Here is a 16522-nt window from a genome sequence, read left to right as displayed (position 1 = left end):
CCCTGTCGACTCCCGTCGCCCGTCCTACTCGTCCTGCCCGTCCTACTCGTCCAGCTCCGCGACGCCGGTGATCCGGTGCAGGGCGAAGGTGCGGAGTTCGTCGGCGTGGTGGTCGAAGGCGGTGACGAAGCCGCCTTCGACCTTCACCGGGTCGATGATCCGCTGGCTGGCGATGCCCTCGGCGTTGAGGTAGCCGATCCACATCCGCTCGCCGAGCAGGACGGCGGTCTGGAGCGCGGCGAGGGTCTCGGCGGCGGCGGTGCGGGGGAGTTGGCGCGGGTCGGGGGTCGGCTCGCGGCGGGTGGCGGTGGCGGCGCGGTCGCCGGCCCGGACGGCCTTGATCGCGGCGGCGAGCAGGGTGTCGTCGGGGGTGGGCGGCCCGTCGGGGACGGGCGTGGGGGCGCTGCGGGGCGGGGTGCGGTGGCTGTCCGGCCGGGTGATCAGGACGTCGCCCTCGGCGGATTCGGCGGCCGGGGCGTAGCCCATGGTGCGCAGCGCGGTGAGCAGGACGTCCGGGGCGGCCTGGGCGGCGAGGACGGTGGGGGCGAGCAGGCGCAGCCGCAGGTCGGCGGCGCGGCGGTCGGCGAGCACCTCGTTCAGCAGGGCCGGGTCGTCGCAGCGCAGGTAGGAGGAGGCGGCCCCGACCCGCAGGATGCCGTGCCGGCGGGCGACGTCGTCGATCAGGTAGGCGAGCGGCTGGGGGACGGGCGTGCGGCTGTGCTGGGCCAGGAAGGTCTGGAGGTCGGCGGCGGTGCGGCCGGCGTCGAGGGCGCGGCGTACGGAGGTCGGGGTGAAGCGGTAGACGGTGGCGCCGCCCTTGGACTCGATGTCGGCGCACAGGGCGAGCGCCTGGGCGAGCGGGGTGAGCAGCGGGCCGGGGGCGATCGCGGTGAGGTCCGGCTGGAGGATCACGTGGTCCAGCGGCTGCGGGAGCAGCGGGCCGAGCACCTCGGCCGGGTCGGACTCGGCGGTGAGCAGGGCGCGGGCGGGGGCGGCGAGGGCGCCGCGGCCGGTGATGCCGAGCAGTTCGGCCTCGGCGAGGGTCCAGGCGGTGAGGTCGTCGCGCAGTTCGTGGCCGCTCGGGCCGGTGGGGCCGCCGCGCAGCGGGCGCTGCCAGCGCAGGGTGGGCAGCAGTTCCGCGGCGGTGGCCGGGGTGCCGGGCGGGAGTTCGGCGAGCAGTGCGAGGGCGGCCCGGCGGACGGACGGGGCGAGGGTGCGGTCGAGTTCGGGGCCGAGGGCGGCGCGCGGCTTGCCCTTGCCGTCCGGGGTGCCGGTGAGGGCGGGGACGCGGGTGGCGGTGAGCCAGGCGGTGGCCAGCACGGACCAGCGTTCGGCGGTGTCCAGTTGCAGCCAGCCGTCGTAGGCCGGGGTCGGCGCCCAGCATTCGTCGGCCTCGCCGTCGGGGGCCAGTAGCCCCGCGGTGTAGGCGAGTTCGAGCCAGAAGGCGGCCTGCTGCTCGGTGGTCTCCAGGGTCTGGGCGGCGCGCTTGAGGTCCCGTACGCCGAGGCCGCCGGCCCGCAGGGTGGGCGGCGGGGTGAGGCCCCAGGTGTCGAGGAGCTCCTCGACGGTCTTGACGGCGGTGTGCGCCTGGCCGGCCGCGGCGTTGTCCACAGCCTGTGGATCGCGCGGGGGAGCGGCGGGCGCGGGCTCGGGCTGGAGCGGTTCGACGGTGCGGTGGGTGCGGCCGCCGCGCAGGTGCAGGGCCAGCTCGCGGGGCAGTACGACGCTGCCCGGGCTGGTGGGCAGCAGCAGGCCGCGGGCCAGCAGCCATTCGACCGGGCTCTGCGCGTCCTCGGCGGTGACCGGGCGGGTGGCGTCCGGGACGGTGCCGGTGGGCGGCCCCCAGACCAGCCGGTCCAGCAGCCGCAGCGCCGGTTCGGGGGCGGTGTCGAGCAGGGCGGCGCAGCGGGCGCGGTCGGTGAGCAGGGCGGTCAGCGCGGCGACCGCGGTGACCGGGTCCGGGGTGGCGGGCTGCCCGGCGGAGGCGAGCAGCTGCTGCAGCCGGGCCGGGGACATGCCGGTGGTGGCGTCGGCGAGGGTGGGGCCGAGGCCGGTGCGGCCGGGGTTGGCGGCGGTGGGGGCGAGTGCCTCGCGGACGGCGAGCACCAGCCGCAGGCCGTTGTCGGGGCCCCAGAGCAGCGCCCGGTCGCGCAGGACGGCGACGGCGCGGGGGAGGGCGGAGGCGACGGCGGCGCGGTCGGCCGGGGTGAGCGGGGTGGCGCCGGGGTGCGGCTTGACCTTGGCCGGGCCGGTCAGCAGGGTGCGGACGGTGGTCAGGGAGGTGCCGTCCGGGGCGGTGGCCAGGGCCTCGGCGACCTGGAGGGTGAACCGGTCGAGCCGCTCCAGGGCGCGCAGCGCGGAGGCGCGCGAGGACAGCCGGGCGGCGAGCTGGGTGAGGTCGCCGGGGACGGGGTTCAGCAGGTCGGGGCGGGACCGGAGCAGGGCGGCGAGCGCGTCGTCGGGGCGGGCGCGCAGCTCCTCGGCGAGGGTGCGGGGGCCGGCGGGCGTCCTGCGCTGGCCTTGGGGGCCCTGCTGTGTGGTCATTCGACCTAGGTTAGTCGGGCGCGCCGACGGTGGGGTGCGCTCGTACGGCGGGGCCGGGGGCTGCCGTGGGCCGGGGCCCCGGTAGTGCGGTGGCCGGTGGCTGCGGTGGCGCGGGGTGCGCGGCGGGACTCGCGTCGACGGGGCACGGTGGGTAGCGTCACGGCCGAGGGCGGTTCGGTGGGCGGTCGCCGCGGTTCGGCGGACGGCGTGGGCGAGGCGGGGTGTCGGTGATGACGGACGGCGAGTGGTGGCGCAAGAGCGGGCCGTGGAGCGAGCGGCCGGGGGCGTCGGGTGCATCCGCGCCGTCGACGCCTCCCCCGACGACTCCCCCGACGACTCCCCCGGCGGCTCCGCCGGCCGCGCCCGAGGGTCCGGCGGCGGAGGACAGCGTGTACGGGCCCTCGGTCGCGTCCGGGTTCACCGGGGCGGGTGGCATTCCGAACGTGTCGCTGGACCTGCCGGGCGTCGCCTCGCCCGAGGGCGGTTCGGAGGTGATCCCGCCGCCGATGGTGCAGAGTTCGAGCCCGTGGACGATGACGATGCTCGACTTCTCGGACACGCCGCAGCCCGCGCCGAAGCCGATCCCCGAGCAGCGCGCGGAGGACGCGGCGGCGCAGGCCGGGGGGCGGCCGGTGCGGCTGTCGAAGCGGCAGCGGAAGGCGCAGGCCAGGGCCGCGCAGGCGGAGGCCGGGAAGGCCGCGACGGCCGCCGGGGCGGGCCAGGGGGCCCGCAAGCCGTCCCCGCTGATCCTGTTGTCCTGCGGGCTGTTGGTCGGCGGTGCGGTGTCGGGGTTCTTCCCGGCCATGCTGGCGGGCTGGGGGCTCGGCTACCTGTCCCGTCAACTCTCGGATCTGACACGTAAGTTCGTGATCCTGGGGATCCCGCTGGTGACGATGAGCGCGACCGCGCTGTTCGCGATGCGAACGGCGAAGCAGGGGGCGGGCGGTGGCGGTGGCGGGGTGCAGACCGGTTCCCCGCTGGGGCAGTTCAGCTGGTCGATGGCTCCGGGCGTGTTGCGCACCTCGGCGGTGCTGACGGCGGTGGTGCTGTTGCTGCTGAGCATGCGCCGCCGTCCGCCGCAGCAGGGCTGAGCGCCGGGGCCGCCCCCGCCGGCCCGCCCGCGCCCGAACGCGCCCGCCCGCGCCCGCCCGCGCCCGCCCGCGCCCGAACACGGGCGCGGAGGGCCGCCCCCCGGCGGCTCAGGAGAGCGCCGTGAAGCCCGTGCAGAGCAGGCGGATGCTCCGTACGTACTTCTCGTCCTGGCTCAGTCGCGGGATCAGGTCGCCCATGACCAGTGGGAACCGTTCGCGGAGTTCGGCGTAGAGCTCGGCGGTGACGGTCGGCGGGGCGGTGGGCTGGTTCTGCTCCTGGAGCACGAAGCCGGTGACGTGGCTGAGCAGGGTGTCGGCGGCCGTGCCGCAGTGCTCGGCGGGCAGGCCCGCGTCGAGGAGGGTGCGCAGCAGGCGTTCCATCAGGGAGAGGCCGCCGGTGCTGAGCACCCCGGGGCTCTCGGCGAGGAGTTGGGCGCCGCCGGCGTGCTGTTTGATCTCGTGGCGCAGGGTGACGGCCTGGGCCTCGACGCGGTCCTGCCAGCCGGCGTCGGGCGGGAGGGCGGCGAGGGCGGCGGTGCCCGCGTCGTACGCGCGGCGGCTGATCCGGTCGGCCATCAGGGCGAGCAGTTCGTCCTTGCCGCGCACGTGGTAGTAGAGGCTGCCGGCGTGGGCGTCGAGGCGTTCGGCGACCTGGCGCATGGACAGGTTCTGGTAGCCGACCTCGGCGAAGACGGCCATGCCGGCGTCGACGATGCGCTCCTTGGTGAGCTTCATGCGGTCCACCGTACATCGTTTTCCAACACTGTTCGAAAACTGTGCTACCTTTGCTCCATCAGGTTTTCGAACGGCGTTGGAAAGCGCCGGAACCGGGGGGAGGGCCAGTCATGGACGCCATCGTCTTCAACGTGACCACGGCTGCGCTGATGGTCATGATGGTCAACTGCGGGCTCGGCGTGGTCGGCCGCGACACCCTGCGCGGACGGCCGCTCCCGTGGGCGGCGATCGCCCTGACCGCCGTCGCCGTCGGCGGGGTGCTGCTCCAGCTGGTGTGGTCCGGCGCCATGGACGCGCTGGACGCGGACCCGGCGCGGTCCGGCTGGTGGCGCGAGTTCACCTCGGTGTTCATGCAGAACGGCGGCCTCTTCGGCGGCCTGTGGAACCTCGTCAGCCTCGCCGCCGTCGCCGCGCTCGCCCAGTGGTACTGGGGCGGCACGCTCACCCTCGGCTTCTTCCTGGCCGGCATCCTGCTGCCCGGCCGGATCGACACCCTGATCGGCATCGGCGGCGGCCCCAGCGCCGACCCCCGCAACTTCGCCGGCAGCTCCGGCGCCACCTACTTCCTCGGCGCCACCCTGGCCCTCGCCTTCCTCACCCGCACCCGGCTCCCCAAGGAGATCGCCCTGGCCGCCGGCGTCCCGGCGCTCGGCCTGGCGATGTGGTTCGCCCAGGAGAACGGCCACGGGCTGGTGTCGGTCTACGGCTTCGTGCTCGCCGGGGCGGTCTGGGCGGTGCGGCGGCAGGTGGTGGGCCGCAAGGGGGGTCCGGCGGCGGACCGGGCGACCGCCTGACGGTAGCGTGGGCCCCGGGCCCGTCGCCCAACTCCCTTGCGGGGTACGGCGACGGGCCCGATTCCGTTCCGCGAACCGGAGGTGCCCGGTGGCCCGCCTGTACGTCCGCTCCGACCTCGACCCGAGCGACCGGGAGGCGCACGTCGCTGTCCTCGTCGTCGATCCCGACGGCACCCCCGGCGAGCGGGCCCTGGACCGGCTCGGCGCGTACTGCTACGAGGGGGACGGCGCGTTCTTCCTGCTGCCGACCGACGGCTGGGCCGAACGCAGCCTGGACGGCGACCGGTTGACGGTGACGATCGCGGTCTACCCGTACGCGCTGGAGCAGGTGCGCGTCGATCCGGCCGACTTCCCGCTCCGTTCGGTTCTCGATCCGGACGCCGCCGTGGTCCTCTCGGCGGAGGTGGTTCTTCCCACGGAAGTGGCTGCCCGTTCGGCCCGGCTCTCCGAGGCCACCGCCGTGTTCACCGGGGCGGCCGGGGTGCCCCTGGAGGCGCTGCTGGCCTCCGGGGAGGACTGGCCGATGGTCCTGGCGGACGGGCCGGCCGAGGAGGAGGGCGAGGGCGAGCGCGAGAAGGCCCGGGTCGAGGTCGAGCAGGCCGGGGTCGTCGAGGCGGTCAACTGACCTGCGGCGCCGCCATGGTGAGGATCCCGTCGAGGACCGCCGCCGGATCGTCCGTGGTCAGCGAGTGCCCGGCGCCGGGCACGATCCGGACCTGGGCGGCCGGGGCGAGCCGGTGCAGCCGCCCGGCGACGGCCCGGGCGTCGTGCAGGGCGCTGCGCTCGCCGAGCAGGAAGAGCGCGGGCGCGTCGAGGCGGGCCAGTTCGGCGTCGTCGAGGGCGGTGGCCAGGGGCAGACGGCGGCGGAAGCCGGTCGAGGCGCGCATCAGGGTCATCAGCTCGGCCTCCAGGATGGCGCTGTTGCCGACCGCCCGGGCCAGCCGGGGGCGGAGCGCGCGCGGGGCCAGAGCAGCGAGGCCGCCGAGGATCAGCCAGGTGTAGAAGCGGCGGCCGACGTCGGCCAGGCCGGCCGGGTCGACCAGGGTGAGGGTGGCGGTCCGGCCGGGGTGGCGGAGCCGGTGGTGGAGGGCGATCCAGCCGCCGTAGGAGCAGCCGACCAGGTGGGCGGTGGGGACGTCGAGCGCGGCGAGGAGTTCCTCCAGCCAGTCGGCGGCGTCGTGGCCGTCCCTGATCGGGGTGGTCTGCACGCTGGCGCCCGGTTCGCCGATGGTGTCCACGGCGATGACGGGGTGCTGCTGGGCGAGGCGTTCGACGTAGGCGTGCCACATCAGGGCGTTGCCGCCGGCGCCGGGGAGCAGCACGACCGGCTGCCCGTGCGCGGGGCCGGTGCGCAGGACGCGGGTGCTGCCGAAGCCGGTGGGGACGGTCGTCGCGGTGTGCTGCCGGGGCCAGAGGCGGGTCAGGGCGTGCTCGTAGGCGGTGCGGAAGCGGGCTTCGGCCTTGCCGTTCGTGAACTCGCTGATTCGCATGATACATGTGTATCACAGGAATGATACGCGTGTACCAACGTGTGCCGGGACAAGGGATTGCCGAAACGCCCGTCCTGGCCCACCACCTGGACGAGCTGTTCCGGGCGCCGCGAAGTCAGGGCGTCAGGCTCTGGTACAGCCCGTCCGCCCACTGCTCGGTGAACTCGCAGAGGTGGCTGGGGTCGGAGCCCTTGGGGGACTGCATCACGGCCGAGGCGAAGCCGCCGTTGTCCGTGGGCCACTCAACGCGGCAGAAGACGATGCCGTTGTTGCTGGGCTTGTTGTCGAGGTACTCCTGGCCGGTCACGGCGTTCGCGATCCGCACCGGGTGCGAGTTCGGCTGGACGGTGTACGGGCCCCGGTAGGTCTGCGCACTGGCGAAGTTGTACGGGAGGCGGGGGGAGCCGTCGGTCCACCAGTCGCACCGGCGCCGTTCGGGCTTGACGTCCTCGTGGCCCTGGCTGGTGAGCCCGAGCTTGGCGGCGAGGTCGGCGGAGACGCGGCAGGGGGTCGGCAGGTCCGGGAGGCCGGGCGCCGAGCTCCTCGACGGGCTGCTCAGCGGCAGCCCGGAGGCGGTGGCCCCGGCCGCGGCCTCGGGCTGATCGGTCCCGTCGTCCCCGGGGAGCGTGGCGACCAGCACCCCGACCACCGCGGCCAGCACGACGCCGACGATCACGCCCATGGTCGTCCGGGCCGAGCGCGACCTCGGGGCGTCCGTCGGTGCCGTCACCGCGAGGTCCTGCACCACGGGCGCGGGCGCGGTCACGGGCGCGGTCACGGGCGTGGACGCGGTCACGGTCACGGGCGCAGCGGTCGGCGCCGGGAGCGGATGGTCGAGCACGGTGGGCACGTCCGGGACGGACCGGTCGAGCATCGCCAACGCCTGTGCCGTGCTGGGTCGTTGCTCCGGCTCCTTCGCCAGCAGCGCCAGGATCAGCGGCGCCAGCCGACCGGCGTTGCGCGGCGGCGCGGGCGGGTCGAACAGGACGGCGGTCAGCGAGGCCGTCGCCGAGTCCCGGCGGAACGGCGAGACGCCCTCGACCGCCTGGTACAGGGTGACACCGAGGGAGAACAGGTCGGAGGCGGCCTGCCCGTCCACGCCGCGCGCCCGCTCGGGCGCGATGTACTCGATCGAGCCGATGAACGCCCCGGTCGCGGTGAGCGTCGTGTCGGCCTGGTGGACGGCGATCCCGAAGTCCGCGAGCAGCACCTCGCCGTCGTCGGCGAGCATCACGTTGGCGGGCTTGACGTCCCGGTGCACCACCCCGGCCGCGTGGGCGGCACCGAGGGCGGTCAGCAGGGCGCGGGCGACCGCGGCCGCCCGCTCGACCGGCAGCGGCCCGTGCGCGGCCAGCCGGTCGCCCAGCGAGCCGCCCGACACCAGCTGCATCACCATCCACGGCATGCCGTCCTCGACCAGCACGTCGTGGACGGACACGATGTGCGGCCGGTCGCGCAGCCGGGCGGCGTTGCGCGCCTCGCGCTCGGCCCGGGCCAGCCGTTCGGCCCGCTCGCCGTCCGAGGTCGCGGGCGGCAGCCACAGCTGCTTGACGGCCACGTCGATGCCCAGCGTCTCGTCGTGGGCCTGCCAGACCCGCCCGAAGCCGCCGGCCCCCAGCTGCCGGACGAGCCGGTAGCGACGGCCGATCAGCCGTCCTGGTATCGCCTCTTCGGTCACGGCCCCGCCCCGCTCTCGATCGCCGCCGACGTCCCCGATGCCGTCGATGCCGCCGCGTGCCGACAGTACGGGCAGGGCTCCGGGTGGATCAACCGACCGTCGTACGTGTCACATCTGCTCGTCGGGATCCGTCGGTGCGGCAGAGGAGCGATGGAGCACCCTCGACGACACGAAGGGACACCCAGCGAGATGCTGACGAACATCATGTACGTGACGGTCTACGTCACCGACCAGGACCGCGCCCTGGAGTTCTACACCGACCGGCTCGGCCTGGAGAAGCGCATCGACCACCCGGGCCCCGACGGGCGCTTCCTGACCGTGGCTGTCCCGGGCAGCCCGGTGGAGATCATCCTCTGGCCGCACGCCCCGGCCGCCGGCCAGCCGGCCTCCCGCCTGCCGGGTGTCACTCCGGGGCCGGTCTTCCTCGAATCGGACGACCTGCGGGCGGACTTCAAGGTGCTGAGCGGGCGCGGCGTCACCTTCGAGCAGTCCGAGCCGGAGGACTACGGCTTCGGCATCCGCGTCGAAGCCGTGGACCCGGACGGCAACCGCATCTCGCTGCGCCAGCGCGCCGCCTGGATGGGCGGCGACAAGGACTGAGCGAGCCGGGCCGCCGGTCGGCCCCCGGGCCCGCCGCCACCCCTCCCGCTGCGGGGGTTAACACCCGTACGGGAGGGGTGCTTTCCCCGTTCTGCGGCTCCGCCCGGCGGGCCAGACTCGGGGCATGCCCACACAGTCCGTGACGATGACCAAGGCCGCGGCCGCTCCGGCGTCCGCCGCCCCGCAGCCGGAGGGCGGCGGCAGTGACTTCGCCCAGTTGAGCCGCCGGATCGCCGCCGAGGGCCTGCTGGACCGCCGCCCCGGCTACTACGCGGCCCGCATCGGGCTGGTGCTCTTCGCGTTCGTCGACGGCTGGTGCGCCCTGTACGCGATCGGCGACACCTGGTGGCAGCTCGCCCTGGCGGCCGTGATGGCCGCGGTCTTCGCCCAGGTCGCACTGCTGTCGCACGATCTGGCACACCGCCAGGTGTTCAGCCGGCGGGTGCCCAGCGAGGTCGGCGGCCGGATCGCCGCCAGCCTGCTGATGGGCATGAGCTACGGCTGGTGGATGAACAAGCACACCCGCCACCACGCCAACCCCAACCACGAGGAGCGCGACCCGGACGTCTCGCCCGACCTCGTCGTGTGGTCCCAGCGGCAGGCCCGGCAGGCGAGCGGCCTCGCCCGGTTCATCGGCCGGCGGCAGGCGTACCTGTTCTTCCCGCTGCTCCTGCTGGAGGGCCTCAACCTCAGCTTCAACAGCTTCCGCGCGCTGCGCGGCCCCGCGGTGAAGCGGCCGGTGCTGGAGGGCGTCCTGCTGGTCGTCCACTTCGCGGCCTACTTCGGCCTGGTCTTCGGCGCGCTGCCGTTCGGCAAGGCCCTGGCCTTCGTCGCCGTGCACCAGGCGCTGCTCGGCGTCTACCTGGGCTGCGTCTTCGCGCCGAACCACAAGGGCATGCTGATGGTGACGCCCGGGATGCGGCTCGACTTCCTGCGCCGCCAGGTGCTCACCTCACGCAACGTCCGCGGCGGGCCGCTGCTCGACGTGGTGATGGGTGGCCTCAACTACCAGGTGGAGCACCACCTGTTCCCCAGCATGCCGACCCCCGCACTCGGGCGGGCGGCCCGGATCACCCGGGAGTTCTGTGCGGAGAAGGACATCCCGTACTACGAGACCGGGCTGCTCCGCTCCTACCGGGAGATCCTCACCCACCTGCACCGCACGGGCGAGCCGATCCGCTCCGGCGACTGAGCGGCGCCGCCCGGGCCCGTGTGACGGGCTGCGGCGCGAGGCGGGGCGAGACGGGGCGAGGCGGGGCGATGCGCAGGAAGTCGGCGGGGTCGACTTCCTGCGCATCGGAGCGGTCACCAGGCCGCCCGGTGCGCGGGGTGGATGGACACCCCGTCAGGACTGGGGCAGCATCGAGCAGCCGGGGTCGTCCAGCCACACCTCCTGGCCGTCCGGCGAGACGGTGAGCCCGAACCGATCGAAGCCAGGACGGCCGTGCGCGGCCCACCGGCGCCAGGCGGCCTCGACCTGGTCCCAGAGCCGTCTGGGGCCGGACTGCACCACCTCGTACGTGGTGCGGTCGGGCTCCCAGTCGACGGTGGCCCAGGAGGTGACGGCCGTGTCGTGCAGCCACAAGGTGTAGCTGCCGTCGGCGTACCGCTCGACCAGGGGGAAGGCGTCCGGCACCTGCACGCCGACTGCGAACATCGCCGGCCAACTGCTGACGGCCTCCGGCGAGAGCGAGGTCGAGGACCGCACCCCGTCGGCCGGCCACGGGCCGGACAGGTACTCCAGGCTGTGCGGCCGGACGGTGCGCTGGCGGCGCAGCCGCATGAAGGCGGACGAGCCGGTGAACTGCCCGCTCGCCGTGCCGTCCGGGCCCACGGTGAGCCGGGCGATCGCCTCACCGCCGTACTCGGGCCCCCACGGCGCGACGACCACGGCCCCCGGGCGGGACTGCGCCACCCAGGCGTACGGGAGTTCGCGGACCGAGCAGGTGGCGATCACCCGGTCGAACGGCGCGCCAGCGGGGTGTCCCTGGAAGCCGTCGCCGACGACGCAGGTCGGGGTGAACCCGGCGCGGGTGAGGCGGAGTCGGGCGCCGGCGGAGACGTCTTCGTCCACGTCGACGGTGACGACCTGATCGGAGCCGAGCCGGTGGGCGAGCAGAGCGGCGTTCCAGCCGGTGCCGGTGCCGATTTCCAGCACCTGGTGGCCGGGGTCCACGGAGAGTGCGGCGAGCATCGAGAACACCATGGTCGGCATGGAGTTGGAGGACGTGGGGGTCGTGCCCCGGCCGGTGCCGCAGTGCGCGCCGTCGTCCCACTGGGTGGTGAGCGGGACGTCCGAGTAGACGGCGTTCCACCAGGCGGCCCGATCCACGTGCCGGTTCACGGCATCCCCCTGGCGGATCCCGTCCCCCTGGCCGGGCCAAACGAGCGTGGGGACGAACCAGTGCCGCGGCACGGCGTGGAAGGCTGACAGCCAGTCCGGGGTGAGCGACCCGTTCGCGGTGAGCGCGGAGGCCAGCCGGGCCCGGCCGACCTCCGCTTCGTGCTTCTCGCTCACGCGTCAGCGACCCGACGCCGGACCGCTGCCGTCCGAGGAGTTGCCCCCTCGTCGCTGCCGCCGCCCCCATGCTTGTTGCCGCTGCTGGAGTCGTCCTGCTGCCCGCCACCCTGGCCGTTCCCGGACCCGCCACCGTGCTTGCCGTCGCTGGACATGGGCATGTGCTTCCCCTTTCTTCGGCGATGCCTGATGCATCGTCAGGTGCAACGGTAGGTGGACGACAGGCCTGGAAGGACGGCTGATTCTCGAATATTCCGGCACCCGGCAGGTGCCTTTCTCGGGGATTCCTCAGACGGTTCCGAGCGCTCTACGGCAGCGTGTTATGACCTTGTGGGCGTCCGCGCCGTAGACCGCTGCGTTCTCCAGGGTCTCCCAGACGCGCAGGTACAGCGCCACGTTCTCGGGTTGGTCGAGCCAGAGCTCGGCGTGCCAGTCCTCGACGACGACGAGTCGTTCGTCGTGGATCCAAAATCCGTTGGCAGGTGGCAACTTGAGTGAAGCCTCGAACGGGACGATGCCGAGGGTGACGGTGTCCAGGCCGATCACGCCGCTGAGGCGATCGAGTTGCGCGGCCATGACGGCCGGCGGGCAGACCTGTGCGCGCAGGGCTGCTTCCCACATGATGATGTGGTACTTCTTGCCTGGCCGGTACAGGGCTTCCTGCCGCTTGATTCGAGCTCGAACGGCATCTTCTATGTCACGCGGCGACCGGTGCAGATCGACGTATCCGGTGAAGACGCGCCGGGCGTAGTCGGCCGTCTGGAGCAGGCCGGCGATCATGGAGTTCTCCCATGCGCGCATGACAGCCGAGCGTTCGTACTCAACGGTCAGCGTGTCCTGGACCGGGCGATGTCCGGCGGCCAGTTGTCTTCGCCAGGAGCGTGTTCCCGACTCGAAGGCTCGAAGCTTGGCCGACAACTCGGCGGCGGTGTGGGGTTGTCCGACGCCCTCGGCCCAGGCGTCGAGGTCGCCGTGTGTCGCCGTCTGTCGGCCGGTCTCCAGCTTGCTGACCTTGGACTGCGTCCAGCCGAGCCGGTCGGCCAGTTGCCGACCAGTGAGACCGCCCTCGGTCCGCAGCTCACGGAGCCGCTGACCGAGGGCGATCCTGGCTTGCTGGAAGTCGGTGCTCACACGTCGGACGGTACCCCAGTGCTGAACTCGCGACTCGGGATGGCGTAGTGCCAGGCGGCATCCCGGACCTGGCACGCACGGGCGACCTGCACCGGGTCGGTGATGAGCTCGATCTTGGTGATTTCGTCATCGTCGTCGAAGTGCAGCAGGGCGATGACGCGGGAGTCGAACAGCCAGGCGTCCTCGTGCGGGAGGTTCAGCCGCTCGGCGTCGGCCCGCCAGAGGTACCGGGTGTCCTCGCCGACGGCGTTGTTCCGCTCGGCGTTGTTGAGGAGGTAACGCTGCCCCAGGGTGGGCGGGTTGTCCATGATCCGGACTCGCTCGAACCGCTTTCCCAGGGCTGACTGTTCGCGGCGCGAACGGCACCAGGGGTGGTCGAGGTCCCACTCGGGGTCCAGCCCGGCGGCGAACCGACGGTAGGTCTCGCTCTGCTCGTCGGAGCGGTACTGGCGCCGGGTTTCCAGCCGGAAGGCGGTGTGCTGGAAAGTCGTGAACATTTCTTCGAACTCGTCATAGCTGATCAGCACGGGTTCGCGGGCCACGTCGCGCGGTCCGAAATCGGCGATCAGCGCGCGCGGTACGACCACGAAACCCTCGCTGGGTTTGACGTCACGGAGTTGGGCGATCTCGGCAGGGTCGGTCACGGCGTCGCCCTGGACGATCACGTCTCCGGTTTCCGCATCCTCGTAGAGGGTCGGGCATCCGCTGTGTCCCGAGGTGCTTCCGATGTACCGCAGTCGTCGGCTCATGGCCGGCTCCCTTCGCTGTCGGTCAGGCGAAGTCAGGATGCCCTCAACCTGCCTTGGCGCGGGCGGTGATTCTCGAATATTCGCCCATGGGGCTGGAGTTGTGCGCGTTGCGGATGCGAGCGTTCTCGGACGCAGGTCTCGTACTCGCGCGAAAAGGGCGATGCCGGTGCCCGAATTCGTGCCGCAGCGGAGGAACACCGAGTTCGCCAACGACGGATTCGATCACACCGCTCGGCGGTTGGAGGCCAGGACCGGATATCTCTCCGACCAGCGGATGCCTTCCTACGCCGAGTTCCTGCGCACGGGCGACACCGCCGGTGAGGTCGGCCATCCCTGGTTCGACAACGTCCGCCGGATGGCCGGCAATGCGGTCCGCCACGCGGAGTTCCGGTCTCGGCTGCCGGAGTTCAGGGGCGGCGGCTGAGCCCGGCAGGGTCCGCTACGGGATGTCGGCGATGGCGACCGTGGTGGAGTGGTCGTCGGCCTCGGTGAGGGGGGTGCCGTCCGGGGCCCAGAGGGCGGCGCCGCCGCAGCCGGTCCAGGGGCCGGAGGGGCCGACGTGGTTGGCGAGGACGACGTGCATGCCGGTGGACTTGGCGATGCCCGGGTAGACGGTGGCCCGCTCGTGGATGCCGCCGCCGGTGCCGTAGAGGGAACTGGCGAGGTGGATGGCGCAGCCGTCGGCGGCGCCCCGGCCGGTGAGGTCGGGGAAGTGGTTGTCGAAGCAGGTGGCGAGGGCGAAGCGGTGGCCGCCGAGTTCGAAGCGGCCGTCCTGGTCGCCAGCGGTGAAGATGCCCTGCTCGTTCTCGTAGAGATGCTGCTTGAGGTAGGCGGTGATCAGTTCGCCGTCGGGCCCGTAGACGTACGTGCCGATGGCGGGCCGGGGTCCGCCGGTGGGGACGGCGCAGTTGAGGACGATGGCGATGCCGGTGGCTCGGAGCGGGGCCAGGCGCGGGTCGTCGGGGGTGACCCAGAGGGCGGGGTCGGCGGCGAGGGCTTCGAGTTCGTAGCCGGTGAGGGCGAACTCGGGGAAGACGATCAGCTCGGCGCCCTGGGCGCGGGCCTGCTCGGCGAGGGCGACGAGCTGCCGGACGTTGGCGGGGATGTCGGCGGGGGTGCAGGACAGCTGAGCTGCGGCGATCTTCATGGCGGTCAGAATGGCACGGGCGGGGAGTGGGAAGTCGATGGGGTCGACTTCCCACTCCTGGGACGTGCGGAGGGTCAGGCGTGGTGGTCGAATTCGCCGGCCTTGATGCCGCTGAGGAGGGAGGAGAGGGCGCCCGGGGTGGTGCGGAGGATGAGGTGGCCCTCGTCGGACTCGCGGAGTTCGACGGCTTCGCCAACCGTGCGGACCTCGATACACGCGTTACTTGCACCGGAGTAGCTGGACCTCTGCCACTCTGACTTGCGCATTCGGCCCTCCTTGGCTCGGTTGGCCCGTCGCGCGGTCGGGCGCGACGGGCCGGAGGTTAGGTGTGGTGGTCGAATTCGCCGGTCTTGACGCCCTTGAGAAGGGCGGCGAGGGCGGCCGGGGTGGTGTGGAGGATGAGGTGCCCCTCGTCGGACTCGCGGAGTTCGATCAGGTCGCCCGTCGCACGGACTTCGACGCACTCATTGCCTGAGGCGCTGTAGCTGGACTTCTGCCACGCAGAATCACGCATATGGGCCTCCGTGGTTTGGGTTTGGCTCGTCAGCGGCTTGGAGGTTGGGCGTGGTGGTCGAACTCGTCAGCTTTGATGCCGTGGAGGAGGGCGGCGAGGGCGGCGGGGGTGGTGTGGAGGATGAGGTGGCCCTCGTCGGACTCGCGGAGTTCGACCGCCCGGCCGGCGGCACGCACCTCCACGCACTCGCTGGACGCCCCGCTGTAGCTGGACTTCTGCCACTCTGACTTGCGCATTCGGCCCTCCTTGGCTCGGTTGGCCCGTCGCGCGGTGGGCGCGCGACGGGCTGGAGGTTAGGCGTGGTGGTCGAATTCGCCGGTCTTGACGCCCTGGAGGAGGGCGGCGAGGGCGGCCGGGGTGGTGTGGAGGATGAGGTGCCCCTCGTCGGACTCGCGGAGTTCGATAGCGCCGTCTACGGCGCGGACTTCGACACAGGTGTCGTTTGCTCCGGAGTAGCTGGACTTCTGCCACTTGAACTTAGTCATGTTTGTCTTCCATCTCTGCCTTGACAGCTTGCATGAACGATCGAGACTCATCCTCCGACAAGGCGACGGACTCCATGCGGGCGAGAGTCTCCCGGAACGCGGCCAGGTGGGGTGGAGCGTCATAGAGGTGGTTGCCGTGGCCCGAGTCCATTTGGACAGTGTCGAGCTCGGGCACTGCACCGTTGGCGTAGGTGAAGTTCTCGCTGGGGCCGGGCAACGTCTCGATGTCGAACGGTACGACTCGGATCGAGATTCCCGGAGTGTAGGAGTCTTCGATGAGAGCGCCGAGCTGGTCGGCGAGGATCTTTGGACCGCTGAACTGCATCCGCAGTGCTGCCTCGTGGATGAACCCTGTGTAGGGAACGTCTCCGGACCTGATGATCTGCTGCCGCTGCATGCGGAAGGCGGTTCTGAGATCGACTTCATGAGGAGCTGGGGCGGGGAAAGCCCGACTGAAGACTGCCGAGGCGTAGGCGCTTGTCTGAAGTAGCCCAGGGAGGAAGGTGATCGTGAAGGTGGCGAGTCTTTGCGCGTGGCCCTCAACTTCGGCCACATCGAGGAAGTCGTCTGAGAGGGTGCCGCGATACTCCTCCCACCACCCCTTGCCTCGCTCACCGATGAGGGTGGCGAGAGCTTCGATGAGGGGCTCGTTGACACAGCTGCAGGCAGCGGCGATCACGCGCAGTCGGTCAGTGCTGATGCCGATTCTGCCTGACTCCATCTGCGTCACCTGGGCTGGGCTCATGCCGACCATCCGGCCAAGTTCAGTGCCGCCGAACCCAGCCTGCTCGCGCATCCTCCGAAGCTCGATTCCGAGTCGGCGCTGGCGGAGTGTTGGGTTCGAACGAGGAGGCATGGCTTCCTTCCAGGTGCAGTGTGGCCCAGTCTGCCGCGCTGGCTGAGCGCGAGGTCATCAGTTACCACCGTAGAGGGAACTTTCCGCGAGAGTAGTAATTTGGATACTCGTGTGCGTTATGGTCGATGTCACATCGATCCGACGGATCGTCAGTAACGCTTGCCAGCAAGCGCCGCAGAGCAGCCATGCC

At 72.3% G+C, this 16522-nt stretch carries 19 protein-coding genes; 6 read left to right on the top strand and 13 right to left on the bottom strand.

Annotated elements, in window-relative coordinates:
- Positions 1-42: 42 nt before the first annotated feature.
- Positions 43-2544, bottom strand: a complete 2502-nt coding sequence (locus ACIQWA_RS33980) for a helicase-associated domain-containing protein (RefSeq protein WP_402489201.1) — start codon at positions 2542-2544, stop codon at positions 43-45.
- A 443-nt stretch (positions 2545-2987) separates the two neighbouring features.
- Between ACIQWA_RS33980 and ACIQWA_RS33975 the strand changes: the two genes are divergently transcribed.
- Positions 2988-3635, top strand: coding sequence for a hypothetical protein (locus tag ACIQWA_RS33975; RefSeq protein ID WP_402489199.1), 648 nt, complete (start codon positions 2988-2990; stop codon positions 3633-3635).
- A 108-nt stretch (positions 3636-3743) separates the two neighbouring features.
- Here ACIQWA_RS33975 and ACIQWA_RS33970 read toward each other — a convergent pair whose 3' ends face one another.
- Positions 3744-4370 carry a TetR/AcrR family transcriptional regulator gene (locus ACIQWA_RS33970; RefSeq protein ID WP_402489196.1) on the bottom strand — a complete coding sequence of 209 codons (627 nt, stop codon included), beginning with the start codon at positions 4368-4370 and terminating at the stop codon, positions 3744-3746.
- Between the two features lie 110 nt (positions 4371-4480).
- Between ACIQWA_RS33970 and ACIQWA_RS33965 the strand changes: the two genes are divergently transcribed.
- Both ACIQWA_RS33965 and ACIQWA_RS33960 read left to right on the top strand, forming a co-directional pair.
- Positions 4481-5164 (top strand): hypothetical protein, encoded by a 684-nt coding sequence (locus ACIQWA_RS33965; RefSeq protein WP_402489193.1) that lies wholly within the window; start codon positions 4481-4483, stop codon positions 5162-5164.
- A gap of 88 nt (positions 5165-5252) precedes the next feature.
- Positions 5253-5789 (top strand): hypothetical protein, encoded by a 537-nt coding sequence (locus tag ACIQWA_RS33960; protein WP_402489190.1) that lies wholly within the window; start codon positions 5253-5255, stop codon positions 5787-5789.
- On the opposite strand, the gene ACIQWA_RS33955 is transcribed toward ACIQWA_RS33960, so the two are convergent.
- Entirely contained in the window at positions 5782-6654 is an 873-nt protein-coding gene (locus tag ACIQWA_RS33955) for an alpha/beta fold hydrolase (protein ID WP_402489187.1), read from the bottom strand. The two genes, ACIQWA_RS33960 and ACIQWA_RS33955, sit on opposite strands and share 8 nt — an antisense overlap.
- A gap of 115 nt (positions 6655-6769) precedes the next feature.
- On the bottom strand, positions 6770-8332 hold the full coding sequence (locus ACIQWA_RS33950; RefSeq protein WP_402489185.1) for a protein kinase: 1563 nt from the start codon (positions 8330-8332) through the stop codon (positions 6770-6772).
- A gap of 189 nt (positions 8333-8521) precedes the next feature.
- On the opposite strand from ACIQWA_RS33950, the gene ACIQWA_RS33945 reads away from it, so the two are divergent.
- Positions 8522-8932 (top strand): VOC family protein, encoded by a 411-nt coding sequence (locus tag ACIQWA_RS33945; protein ID WP_402489182.1) that lies wholly within the window; start codon positions 8522-8524, stop codon positions 8930-8932.
- Between the two features lie 145 nt (positions 8933-9077).
- Positions 9078-10124: a fatty acid desaturase family protein gene (locus ACIQWA_RS33940; RefSeq protein ID WP_402489243.1), complete on the top strand. Its 1047-nt coding sequence runs from the start codon at positions 9078-9080 to the stop codon at positions 10122-10124.
- A gap of 153 nt (positions 10125-10277) precedes the next feature.
- Here the strand turns inward: ACIQWA_RS33940 and ACIQWA_RS33935 are convergent, their stop codons facing one another.
- From ACIQWA_RS33935 to ACIQWA_RS33925, 3 genes are all read right to left on the bottom strand, one after another.
- Positions 10278-11450 (bottom strand): methyltransferase domain-containing protein, encoded by a 1173-nt coding sequence (locus ACIQWA_RS33935; protein WP_402489179.1) that lies wholly within the window; start codon positions 11448-11450, stop codon positions 10278-10280.
- Positions 11451-11738: 288 nt separating this feature from the next.
- Positions 11739-12581 carry a helix-turn-helix domain-containing protein gene (locus ACIQWA_RS33930; protein WP_402489177.1) on the bottom strand — a complete coding sequence of 281 codons (843 nt, stop codon included), beginning with the start codon at positions 12579-12581 and terminating at the stop codon, positions 11739-11741.
- Positions 12578-13330 carry a DUF6879 family protein gene (locus tag ACIQWA_RS33925; RefSeq protein WP_402489174.1) on the bottom strand — a complete coding sequence of 251 codons (753 nt, stop codon included), beginning with the start codon at positions 13328-13330 and terminating at the stop codon, positions 12578-12580. Before ACIQWA_RS33925 ends, ACIQWA_RS33930 begins: the two co-directional genes overlap by 4 nt.
- A gap of 160 nt (positions 13331-13490) precedes the next feature.
- Here ACIQWA_RS33925 and ACIQWA_RS33920 point away from each other — a divergent pair, with 160 nt between their 5' ends.
- Complete coding sequence (locus tag ACIQWA_RS33920; RefSeq protein ID WP_402489171.1) at positions 13491-13754, top strand: DUF6879 family protein; 264 nt, start codon at positions 13491-13493, stop codon at positions 13752-13754.
- A 15-nt stretch (positions 13755-13769) separates the two neighbouring features.
- Here ACIQWA_RS33920 and ACIQWA_RS33915 read toward each other — a convergent pair whose 3' ends face one another.
- The 6 genes from ACIQWA_RS33915 to ACIQWA_RS33890 form a co-directional block, all read right to left on the bottom strand.
- Complete coding sequence (locus ACIQWA_RS33915) at positions 13770-14477, bottom strand: carbon-nitrogen hydrolase family protein (RefSeq protein WP_402489168.1); 708 nt, start codon at positions 14475-14477, stop codon at positions 13770-13772.
- 74 nt (positions 14478-14551) lie between these two features.
- A complete protein-coding gene (locus ACIQWA_RS33910) occupies positions 14552-14743 on the bottom strand; it encodes a DUF397 domain-containing protein (RefSeq protein WP_402489166.1) in 192 nt (63 codons plus the stop codon).
- A gap of 56 nt (positions 14744-14799) precedes the next feature.
- Positions 14800-14991: a DUF397 domain-containing protein gene (locus ACIQWA_RS33905; protein ID WP_402489163.1), complete on the bottom strand. Its 192-nt coding sequence runs from the start codon at positions 14989-14991 to the stop codon at positions 14800-14802.
- Between the two features lie 29 nt (positions 14992-15020).
- Entirely contained in the window at positions 15021-15227 is a 207-nt protein-coding gene (locus ACIQWA_RS33900; RefSeq protein ID WP_402489160.1) for a DUF397 domain-containing protein, read from the bottom strand.
- 57 nt (positions 15228-15284) lie between these two features.
- Positions 15285-15476: a DUF397 domain-containing protein gene (locus tag ACIQWA_RS33895; RefSeq protein ID WP_402489158.1), complete on the bottom strand. Its 192-nt coding sequence runs from the start codon at positions 15474-15476 to the stop codon at positions 15285-15287.
- A complete protein-coding gene (locus tag ACIQWA_RS33890; RefSeq protein ID WP_402489155.1) occupies positions 15469-16332 on the bottom strand; it encodes a helix-turn-helix domain-containing protein in 864 nt (287 codons plus the stop codon). Before ACIQWA_RS33890 ends, ACIQWA_RS33895 begins: the two co-directional genes overlap by 8 nt.
- Positions 16333-16522: the final 190 nt, after the last annotated feature.

It is taken from the genome of Kitasatospora sp. NPDC098652 (genome assembly GCF_044760155.1).
Classification (GTDB): domain Bacteria; phylum Actinomycetota; class Actinomycetes; order Streptomycetales; family Streptomycetaceae; genus Kitasatospora.
Note: the sequence above shows the minus strand (reverse complement) of the source record. Positions and strands in the feature narration are given on the sequence as shown.

Bases quoted from the DNA above. Each gene is read 5' to 3' on its own strand.
- ACIQWA_RS33915 (WP_402489168.1), bottom strand. From the start codon at position 14,477: ATGAAGATCGCCGCAGCTCAGCTGTCCTGCACCCCCGCCGACATCCCC.
- ACIQWA_RS33895 (WP_402489158.1), bottom strand. From the start codon at position 15,476: ATGACTAAGTTCAAGTGGCAGAAGTCCAGCTACTCCGGAGCAAACGAC.
- ACIQWA_RS33970 (WP_402489196.1), bottom strand. From the start codon at position 4,370: ATGAAGCTCACCAAGGAGCGCATCGTCGACGCCGGCATGGCCGTCTTC.
- ACIQWA_RS33920 (WP_402489171.1), top strand. From the start codon at position 13,491: ATGCCGGTGCCCGAATTCGTGCCGCAGCGGAGGAACACCGAGTTCGCC.
- ACIQWA_RS33890 (WP_402489155.1), bottom strand. From the start codon at position 16,332: ATGCCTCCTCGTTCGAACCCAACACTCCGCCAGCGCCGACTCGGAATC.
- ACIQWA_RS33900 (WP_402489160.1), bottom strand. From the start codon at position 15,227: ATGCGCAAGTCAGAGTGGCAGAAGTCCAGCTACAGCGGGGCGTCCAGC.
- ACIQWA_RS33945 (WP_402489182.1), top strand. From the start codon at position 8,522: ATGCTGACGAACATCATGTACGTGACGGTCTACGTCACCGACCAGGAC.
- ACIQWA_RS33965 (WP_402489193.1), top strand. From the start codon at position 4,481: ATGGACGCCATCGTCTTCAACGTGACCACGGCTGCGCTGATGGTCATG.
- ACIQWA_RS33940 (WP_402489243.1), top strand. From the start codon at position 9,078: ATGACCAAGGCCGCGGCCGCTCCGGCGTCCGCCGCCCCGCAGCCGGAG.
- ACIQWA_RS33955 (WP_402489187.1), bottom strand. From the start codon at position 6,654: ATGCGAATCAGCGAGTTCACGAACGGCAAGGCCGAAGCCCGCTTCCGC.
- ACIQWA_RS33980 (WP_402489201.1), bottom strand. From the start codon at position 2,544: ATGACCACACAGCAGGGCCCCCAAGGCCAGCGCAGGACGCCCGCCGGC.
- ACIQWA_RS33905 (WP_402489163.1), bottom strand. From the start codon at position 14,991: ATGCGTGATTCTGCGTGGCAGAAGTCCAGCTACAGCGCCTCAGGCAAT.
- ACIQWA_RS33910 (WP_402489166.1), bottom strand. From the start codon at position 14,743: ATGCGCAAGTCAGAGTGGCAGAGGTCCAGCTACTCCGGTGCAAGTAAC.
- ACIQWA_RS33925 (WP_402489174.1), bottom strand. From the start codon at position 13,330: ATGAGCCGACGACTGCGGTACATCGGAAGCACCTCGGGACACAGCGGA.